1 protein-coding gene is annotated in these 501 nt (G+C 54.5%); it reads right to left on the reverse strand.

Annotated elements, in window-relative coordinates:
- Window positions 1–87: 87 nt before the first annotated feature.
- Window positions 88–366: a hypothetical protein gene (locus tag WA367_RS18215; RefSeq protein ID WP_336057917.1), complete on the reverse strand. Its 279-nt coding sequence runs from the start codon at window positions 364–366 to the stop codon at window positions 88–90.
- Window positions 367–501: the final 135 nt, after the last annotated feature.

Below are 501 nucleotides of genomic sequence, written 5' to 3' on the forward strand. Positions count from 1 at the left end.
GAATCCGAAGATCTCAATTTATTTTAAAGTGAGATGCCTTGCCTGCACGTGGAGATGCATTCTTCAGCTGGCAGAATCGCTTTTTCCTTATCCGGAATCGCTGGTCCGCATTCCGGAATCGGCCTCCACTGATCCTGAATCCAGACATCTCAAATTATTTCGCGTTGTGGGCACTGCATAATGGGTGGGCTGCACCTCATCACGCATCGTCGCACATTGCCGCACCTTCTCGAGCACCCGAGCAAGCGGTTCGCCTTCAAGTGTCCCGTGCTCCATCAGGGCTTCAGCAACGAGCGTGACCCCGCTGACATTCTGTCGAACCAGTGAAAGTGCTTCTGCAGCGTGCAGGTGCTCCATGTCGTCCACCGCGCGCTTTCCCTCGCAGGCAATTCCATTGCTATGGTCATGGTCCTTCAGATTTTCGTGAACACGTCATTTCTCCTCTGGCGCGGAGCTCCCGTGCCCGTAGAGGTCGGCGTTCTGATGTGCGTTGTCTTCGTT

Source organism: Nitratireductor sp. CH_MIT9313-5 (assembly GCF_037029545.1).
In the GTDB taxonomy this organism is placed as follows: domain Bacteria; phylum Pseudomonadota; class Alphaproteobacteria; order Rhizobiales; family Rhizobiaceae; genus Chelativorans.